Origin of the sequence: Budvicia aquatica DSM 5075 = ATCC 35567 (assembly GCF_000427805.1) — a bacterium.
GTDB lineage: Bacteria > Pseudomonadota > Gammaproteobacteria > Enterobacterales > Enterobacteriaceae > Budvicia > Budvicia aquatica.
In genome coordinates this window covers 42,853-51,059 of sequence record NZ_ATYS01000039.1, presented here as the reverse complement: position 1 = coordinate 51,059, position 8,207 = coordinate 42,853, and the positions used below count along the sequence as shown (strand labels likewise).

Genomic DNA, 8,207 nt, shown 5'->3' with positions numbered 1-8,207 from the left:
CGTCAGTGATTTCATCACTGCAAATAATCAAATGAGGCGGAAGAAGGTTAGCTTGCTCATCAATAGGTATGGCGTTATTTAACTGTTTGCGTGTGATATGGCTAAAGAAGACCCCATAACCATATGGCATGCACAAACTCCCTTTATAGCGGTCATCCTGTTGTATTAATTGTTTGTCTGTCTTGAGCTGATTAATCACGACATAGCTACACTGACGGACTTGTTCGATCGGATTAACTTTTGTGATATGTCCATATTCCACATAGGCTTTGTTGACGTTATGCAGATGCTCAATTCGCCAATCTTTCACTTCTAACAACAACAACCCGCGTTCCGGGTTCAAAATAATGAAGTCTGGGTAACGTCGTTGTTGCTGACCGACAGGAATGTCGTACCAACATAAACAATCATTATCGAGAGATGCCTCGAGTCGTTTGGCTAAGCGGCGCTCACCTGACCTCATTTTTTCAGTGCAACTGTTTAGCGTAGGGATAAGTTCGGCCATCTTGTTCCTGTTAAATCAATGAGAAAATCGCGCAATCCAGTAAGGCGACCTTAATCGGAGCTTACGTAGTAATCATGTTGTTATATTTTTTTAATCTTACTTTCGTGAAAGATAGAGCAACACTATGTTGAGCTCGCTCGCTAAGCACCTGACTACGACACTCAACGTTTGGCAATCCGTTTCTTTAATCTTGCCTTAGCCTTTTCGAGCGCGTCTTGACTTCGATGGGGAAAAAGCATCACCAATTCGGGGTAAGGTAAATGCAGATTTTTTTCCAACAAACGCCATTCCTCATCGCTCCACTTAACAAGACGTATCTCACCCTCAGCCTTCCCGCGATATTTAACCCCTAATGCCATCGCCTTGATTTTAACAGCATCGGCGGTTCTTCCCGGTAATTTCTCTGCCACTTTGACACCGATATCGGGATAATATTCTGTCAAAATCTGACATTCATATGGTTGCCAATTTCGGGCACTTTTTACGCCTAACTCTCTTGCCATCGCAAAAATAGTTTTTCGCTTCCTACCTGGCAATAACTGACTCACATAGGCTATCCCCCGACCATCCGCATAATGGGTATGGATGATGGCTTTTTCTTCATCAGTCCAAGGGCCATTCTGCTCCTGACTACAGCCTAACTGTCGTGCAGCCAATCTGATGGCCACCAGAGTACGGCCTAATTGCGCCGCGATATCTGCGGTCATCATGATGCCATAGTGGGTTTCCAAAAATTGCAGCTCGTGAATTGTCCACGCGGTTCGATGATTTCTAAATATCTGTCGCTTATCGACTGTCATTGGTCATCACTGCCCATTTTATCGGGTCCACAGTATAGGGAACGCACTACTTATCATGGATGGCATATTAACCCACATTCGACTATGGTCATCGTCGAGTTCAGGTCTGAAGGGATCAACTGGCGGGATGAACGGGTACGTTCCTTTAGTTAAACCAGCGCCATAGGGTAAGCTGTTCATGACATTATGTTTACCTAACCGAACCTGCCACATCACAATTCAGTGGGGTCAATCCCGTCCTTCAAGAGCATCTGGCAAATCATTTCTATTCTTTGTTCTCTTGCCGTTGGTTCAGCCCGTGTGCATTGCGCCTCAGAACGTCTTTCTGCAATAACATCGTGGAGTTTCTCAATGAAATCTTCCTGAAGGGCAAGCGGTAGATGACGAGTAACCTCCGGTAAGCGAGAAAAATCACTCAATACAGACAATAAAATAACAAGTTGGGTGGCATCACCGATGCAAACCTTGCCTCGATACTGTATTTTATTTGTTGTAGGGTAAAAACAGACCGCCCCGTTGGCCGTATCTATGACAATGCTTTGATTAGCAAAATGCTTGTATTCGATATCATGGGCGTTGAGTATGGTGAGATTATTTTTTTTACTTTTTTTCTTGGCTCTCTCCAGTCGCTTTCTTTCATCATTAGTCATTCTTTATACATCCATATACATCCAAAGCAATACAGAAAGATAACCAAACTCTACCGTTCAGACGTGGTACAGTCCAACACGTTACGTATTAATGATATCTCGATTAATCCGCCTTCAACGAAGGCGGACAGAATAGAATCATTATGATTCGAGCGGGGCTCTCCAGTCATCTGAACCCGACGTTCCAGCGACAGTGTGTTCCCAAACAATTTTACGGTATGCCAGCGATACGGCCATTAATTGAGTAAACTCTTTTTGAGTTGGCTCCTGACAGTGAGGCATATGCAGATTAATATCAACAATCGTCGCGTCTTCGAGCGATGTCGTAAAGAAATGCTCTTGTTTACCTTCAATCGATGTGCGATACCACTTCAGTTGAACCTTAGGCAACATTTCACCTGAAGCCAGCGCATTATAAAGCAGTGGAACGGCTTTATTTAAAGCAACAGTAAAAATAAAAGGTTTATGCGCCCGTTGACCGGATGGTTGTCCTGATTGTGGGTCTGTAGGTACGGTAACGTTGTGCAGAAATTCTTGCACTAACATTTCATCCTCATGACCTTCCACAAAAATATTACCAACAGACTCAGCGGTAAAAGCGCCAGCGGTAATATTGCCCTGAGTTTTCCCTTCGATTGAGATATAACATGGGGTTGGCATTCAGTTCTCTCCTTAAAACTTCATTATTAAGTCAGCCTATATTAAATAGGCTAACACGGTTGGAAATATTATAAATAAAAATTATATTGGGTTATATAAGGCATCATTACATTTTTCTAAAACATAAATGCAATCATTATAGCCCTCTTGCTTAATGAATACAGCTCGTAATAATGACAGGTTTTTAAAATAAATTATAAATATGTCGTTCTTTTTAGGAACCGAGTAATATCTCCTAGATCACCCTAAAAATTTATGATAATTAATAGACCTCAAATAACTGATGTATCTGTATGTGCCACCCTAAATGCTATTGTTTATAACTGGGTGGCCTTTTGTTGTATGTTTTCTAACTATCTTCGTCGGAAATGAATGTGATAAAAGGATTGTCTCTATGAGTAGTAAAAGTGTTAGCGTTGCCCCAAAAGAGCGCATCAATGTAAAGTTTGTTCCTGCGACTGGCGATCAGGTCGCTGAAAAAGAACTGCCTTTAAGTATGGTTGTTATCGGCGATCATAAAGGCAGAACCGAAGAAACACCTATCGAAGATAGACCTCTCGTATCAATTGATAAAAACAATTTCAGTGAAGTCATGGAAAAGTCAGGCATTAATCTTACTTTTTCTGTGCCTAACAAACTGCAAGAGAATGTTGATGATGACCTCACCATCAATCTTGATATAAAAAATCTCCAAGATTTCTCACCGGATAACATCTCCAGACAAGTTCCTGAATTACAAAATTTATTGCAATTGAGAGAAGCGCTGGTTGCTTTAAAAGGCCCTCTGGGGAATATCAAAGCATTCCGTGAACAAATCAGCAAAGTTCTGAAAGACGAAAATGCTCGCCAAAAAATTCTTGATGAATTAGAAGCTTACAAACCAGAACAACCTTAATACCGCAAATATATTATCGTTTTTGGGAAAGGAAGATTAAATTATGTCTCAAGTTCTACAACAAGATGTTGAAAATGAATCGGCAAGCGGTGAGCTCAGCATTCTTGAACAGATTATGCAGAAGTCTCGTATTGAGCCGACTGATGATGGTTATGAGGTTGCCAAGCAGGGTGTAGCTACGTTCATCTCTAATATGTTGAATAGCGGAACATCTGATGAGCCCGTTAACAAAGTATTAGTTGACCAAATGATCGCTGAGTTAGATAAAGTTTTATCCTCTCAGATGGATGTTATCTTGCACGATGACTCACTCAAGCAGATAGAAAGCTCATGGCGTGGTATTAAGTTACTGGTTGATCGTACCGATTTCCGTGAAAACATTAAAATCCAGTTACTTCATGCCACTAAAGAAGAGCTGTTAGAAGACTTTGAATATGCGCCTGAAATCGTTCAAACCGGTTTCTATAAACATATCTATTCAAGCTCTTACGGACAATTTGGTGGTGAGCCCGTAGGTACTGTAATCGGTAACTATGCATTCACTGCCAGCGCTCCAGATATCAAGTTAATGCAGTATGTCAGTGCCGTTGGTGCAATGGCCCACGCGCCATTCATTTCATCCGTATCACCTAAATTCTTTGGTATTGATAGCTACACAGAACTCTCTTCAATCAAAGAACTAAGCTCTATTTTTGAAAGCCCGGTTTATACCAAATGGCGTTCACTGCGTGAATCTGAAGATGCTAGATATTTAGGCCTAACATCGGGTCGCTATTTAGCTCGTTTGCCTTATTCTAGTTCAGATAATCCAATAAAATCATTTAACTACAATGAAGATGTTGATAGTAATCATGAGAATTTCTTATGGGCTAATACTGCATTTACATTGGCTACACGTATAACAGACAGCTTTGCTAAATACCGCTGGTGTCCGAACATTATTGGCCCACAAAGCGGCGGTGCGGTTGAAGATCTACCGGTTCACCTGTTTGAATCTTTAGGTGAAATTCAGGCTAAAATCCCGACTGAAACGCTGATAACTGACAGACGTGAATTTGAATTAGCAGAACAAGGTTTCATTGCCTTAACGATGCGTAAAGGCAGCGACAACGCGGCATTCTTCTCCGCGAACTCAGTTCAAGTACCAAAACGTTTCCCAAATACTAAAGAAGGTAAAGAAGCCGAGACCAACTATAAACTTGGAACTCAATTACCTTACATGTTCATCATTAACCGCTTAGCTCACTATATTAAAGTACTACAGCGTGAACAAATTGGTTCTTGGAAAGAAAGATCCGATTTAGAACGTGAACTTAATGTATGGCTAAAACAGTACATCGCCGATCAGGAGAATCCACCGTCTGATGTCCGTAGTCGCCGTCCGTTACGCGCTGCACAAATCACCGTTTCAGACGTTGAGGGAGATCCAGGCTGGTATCAGGTCTCGATGTCAGTACGTCCGCACTTTAAATATATGGGTGCAAACTTCGAGTTATCTCTGGTTGGACGTTTAGACAAAGAGTAGAAAATTATATGGCCGCGTTATTGAAGTGGAAAAAAGATAATACTTTAAGCTTATTTGAACGTATCAGGCATAAAGCCGATCGTGACGATTATCGCGTTACAAATGACCCACTGCGTTCAATCAAGCTTAATTTATCACGAATACTCAATACACGGCCAGGTAATAGCCAGAGTACTAAAGATATCGGTGTTATTGATTTGAACGATGCAACGATAAGCTCAACTGAGCTTAACGTTGTTATCTGTAAATCAATTAAAGCGTGTATTGAAAAATACGAACCCAGAATTTCTAGGGCAACGGTGACGGCCCGCTCTAATAATGTTGATCCACTCACTATGTTATTTGATATCACTGCGGAAGTTAAACATGAACGTGGTATCGATAACGTAGAATTTCAGCTGCGTCTTGATAATGAGCGGCGCTATTTTTTAGATTGAATAACACAAGGCTACAATGTCACTCGAACGTCATTTTCAGGATGAAATAACTTTTATAAAGTCCACGGTTCAGGATTTTGCTGACGCTCATCCCCAATTGCCCCAATTCATTATTGAAGAAAGTACCGATCCCGACGTTGAGCGGTTATTGGATGGTTTAGCCTTCCTTACTGGAACGCTTAAAGCAAAACTAGAACAAGATTTTCCAGAGCTGGTCCAATCTCTGTTGATGTTATTGTGGCCCAATTATTTAAGACCCACGCCCAGCATGACCATTCTTAATGCATCGGTGACTGGGAGTGACAATCCAACATTAGTGACAAAAGGCACGGTAGTTAGCGATAATTCGCTTGAACAGCCCGCATGCACATTTCGCTCGTGCCGAGACTTACTTGCTCATCCGTTAAATATTACTAATACTACCCTTTCACGTGATATCGACGGTGAGTTCCTGTTTATCACTTTTAGCTTTAAAAATAACTTACCCATTAAGAACCTCAATCAATTACAACTGTATTTAGGTTCCGATAACCATATTGGTTATCAACTTTACCTGATGCTTAGCCATTACATGCAATCAACTGTCGTAGTGATTAATGAGGTTGAGCTACCCGTTAATCTCAAGTTCTCGCCGGTAGGTATGACTCATTCTGATGCCATGTTACCTTACCCGGCTAATACCAATCTTGGTAACCGTCTGTTACAGGAATACTTCTGTTTTCCCGAAGGTTTTTTATTCCTCAACATGCATCATAACGAACAAAATCTTTTCCCTGCTAATCTGCAGAACAATACGACGTTTGGTTTAAAAATTCGGTTTACTCGCTCTTTTCCTAAAAATCTAAAAATCAGAAAAGATTCGATCCGGATTAACTGCGTACCGGCAGTAAACCTATTCCAGCACGATGGGGAACCGGTCATTCTGACGGGAAAGAAAACCCAATACCCTTTAGTCCCAAGCTATAAATATCCTGACGGATTTGAAATTTTTTCGGTTGAGCATGTGGAAAGTTGCCGCCGTCACAACAGATCGTCAAAGAATAGTAATGAGTATACTTTTCTCCCTTTTGATAGCTTTGAACATCAAATCCAGTTTGATAAAAACTATCAACGTCTTTACTACAATATAAAACAAACTCAAGATGTAACGAGTCGCCATATTCGGCACTGGATTTCTTTTGTGCGTGGGGATGAAGAACTCTGGCAAGACATTGATGAAACCATCTCTGTCCGCTATATCTGCACCAATAAAGATTTACCTTCACATCTACGCATTGGCGATATCAGCACACTGGTATCTAAAAAAACAACCGGCTCAGTGTTATTGACCAATATCACACGCCCTACTATGCAGCTACTACCGATGCTTGATGAGTCACAGTATTGGACAACCATTTCAAAATTAGCGCAGAACTATAAGTCTTTATTAAACCCAGATAGCTTAAAACAGATACTTCTTAGCTATGACTTTCCAGCCATGCATAATCGCCAATCAGAAAAAAGTGCATTAAAAAAACTGAGCGGCATTCAGAAGATAGAAACCCAGCAGGCTGAGAGAAAAATCGCTAATGGATTAGTTGTCAGGGGATCTGAAACTTCGCTTTATATAAAACAATCGGTATTTAATTCTGAAGGAGAACTTTATCTATTTGGCACTGTACTGGCACAGTTTTTCTCCCAGTATGCAACATTGAACTCATTTCATCTGTTAACGATGGTGAATACGGATAATCAGGAGCGTTATACATGGCCAGTGAACATCGGTCAGCACTCGCTGATATAACTCCGGGGCAATACAGTTTCTATCAGCTACTTGAATTAATTCATAAAGATTCAGGTAAGCAAGACCATCTGGATAAAGACGTTTTACCCGAGGATGAAATCATTCGCTTTAAATCGAGTGGTTCTCTGGCATTCCCAACCAGTGATTTGTCATCGCTAAAAATGGATGACCAAGGGCGCTATCAATTAGAAGTGGCTTTTCTTGGGCTTCAGGGTAGCCAGTCTCCCCTGCCGGGATTTTATCTGGAACCTTTGGCATGGGAATACGCACAAGAAGAGCAAAGCCTAGCGACGTTCCTTGATCTTTTTAACCATCGTTCAACCCAACTTCTTCACCGAATTTGGCGTAAATACCGTTATTACATTTCATTTAAAAATAATGGGAATGATGCATTCTCTCAGAGAATGTTTGCTCTGGTAGGTTTAGAAAATCCAGCCATCAGACAAACACTGACCACCAACCACAGCAAAATGCTGGCCTATGCTGGTTTATTATCAGGATCTAGTCGCTCCCCTGACATTATCAGTGGTGTCATTGCCCACTGTTTTGATTTAGCCGATGTCACCGTTTTACCTTGGCAGTTCAGGCGTGTCGATATTCCAGACGACCAACAAACTGTGTTAGGTGAAGCGAACTCGATATTAGGTGATAACTTCATCATTGGAGATTACGTTCATGACTGTAGCGGTAAATTTACCTTATGTTTAAATAACTTAACAATTAAACGCTATTTGTCATTTCTTCCTACCGGGGATGCTTACCTACCATTAAAAACGTTTGTCTCTTTTATTTTACGCGATCAGTTTGCTTTTGATATCTCACTATCCTTGGCAGCCGATCAATTAACCGAAATGGATTTAGGAAACGATGTGACATGCCTTCTCGGCTGGACAACGTTCATTGGCGAGATGCCAGAGAATCCAAACGTAACCCTTTGTGTACGGGAATGATC

The 8,207-nt window shown here is 41.1% G+C and carries 9 protein-coding genes; 5 read left to right on the top strand and 4 right to left on the bottom strand.

What is annotated here, in order from left to right; translation table 11 throughout:
- The 4 genes from YWE_RS0115000 to YWE_RS0114985 form a co-directional block, all read right to left on the bottom strand.
- A partial coding sequence (locus YWE_RS0115000) for a nuclease-related domain-containing protein (protein ID WP_029095281.1) occupies positions 1-505 on the bottom strand: 505 nt, incomplete at its 3' end.
- A gap of 161 nt (positions 506-666) precedes the next feature.
- Entirely contained in the window at positions 667-1,305 is a 639-nt protein-coding gene (locus YWE_RS0114995) for a hypothetical protein (RefSeq protein ID WP_051323363.1), read from the bottom strand.
- A gap of 212 nt (positions 1,306-1,517) precedes the next feature.
- Entirely contained in the window at positions 1,518-1,955 is a 438-nt protein-coding gene (locus YWE_RS29050; protein WP_051323362.1) for an H-NS family histone-like protein, read from the bottom strand.
- 141 nt (positions 1,956-2,096) lie between these two features.
- Positions 2,097-2,615 (bottom strand): Hcp family type VI secretion system effector, encoded by a 519-nt coding sequence (locus YWE_RS0114985; protein ID WP_029094501.1) that lies wholly within the window; start codon positions 2,613-2,615, stop codon positions 2,097-2,099.
- 394 nt (positions 2,616-3,009) lie between these two features.
- Here YWE_RS0114985 and tssB point away from each other — a divergent pair, with 394 nt between their 5' ends.
- From tssB to tssG, 5 genes are read left to right on the top strand one after another with little or no spacing between them, the layout of a single operon-like run.
- Positions 3,010-3,510, top strand: coding sequence for a type VI secretion system contractile sheath small subunit (tssB, locus tag YWE_RS0114980; protein ID WP_029095279.1), 501 nt, complete (start codon positions 3,010-3,012; stop codon positions 3,508-3,510).
- Between the two features lie 43 nt (positions 3,511-3,553).
- A complete protein-coding gene (tssC, locus tag YWE_RS0114975) occupies positions 3,554-5,035 on the top strand; it encodes a type VI secretion system contractile sheath large subunit (protein ID WP_036016195.1) in 1,482 nt (493 codons plus the stop codon).
- 20 nt (positions 5,036-5,055) lie between these two features.
- The gene (tssE, locus tag YWE_RS0114970) at positions 5,056-5,472 is read left to right on the top strand and encodes a type VI secretion system baseplate subunit TssE (RefSeq protein ID WP_227659971.1); all 417 of its coding nucleotides are present in this window, start codon (positions 5,056-5,058) and stop codon (positions 5,470-5,472) included.
- A gap of 16 nt (positions 5,473-5,488) precedes the next feature.
- Positions 5,489-7,255, top strand: coding sequence for a type VI secretion system baseplate subunit TssF (gene tssF / locus YWE_RS0114965; protein WP_029095276.1), 1,767 nt, complete (start codon positions 5,489-5,491; stop codon positions 7,253-7,255).
- Positions 7,219-8,205, top strand: coding sequence for a type VI secretion system baseplate subunit TssG (gene tssG / locus YWE_RS0114960; RefSeq protein ID WP_029095275.1), 987 nt, complete (start codon positions 7,219-7,221; stop codon positions 8,203-8,205). The genes tssF and tssG overlap by 37 nt, the downstream gene beginning before the upstream one ends.
- The last annotated feature ends 2 nt before the right edge of the window (positions 8,206-8,207 follow it).

Bases quoted from the DNA above. Each gene is read 5' to 3' on its own strand.
- YWE_RS29050 (WP_051323362.1), bottom strand. From the start codon at position 1,955: ATGACTAATGATGAAAGAAAGCGACTGGAGAGAGCCAAGAAAAAAAGT.
- tssB (WP_029095279.1), top strand. From the start codon at position 3,010: ATGAGTAGTAAAAGTGTTAGCGTTGCCCCAAAAGAGCGCATCAATGTA.
- tssF (WP_029095276.1), top strand. From the start codon at position 5,489: ATGTCACTCGAACGTCATTTTCAGGATGAAATAACTTTTATAAAGTCC.
- YWE_RS0114995 (WP_051323363.1), bottom strand. From the start codon at position 1,305: ATGACAGTCGATAAGCGACAGATATTTAGAAATCATCGAACCGCGTGG.
- YWE_RS0114985 (WP_029094501.1), bottom strand. From the start codon at position 2,615: ATGCCAACCCCATGTTATATCTCAATCGAAGGGAAAACTCAGGGCAAT.
- tssC (WP_036016195.1), top strand. From the start codon at position 3,554: ATGTCTCAAGTTCTACAACAAGATGTTGAAAATGAATCGGCAAGCGGT.
- tssG (WP_029095275.1), top strand. From the start codon at position 7,219: ATGGCCAGTGAACATCGGTCAGCACTCGCTGATATAACTCCGGGGCAA.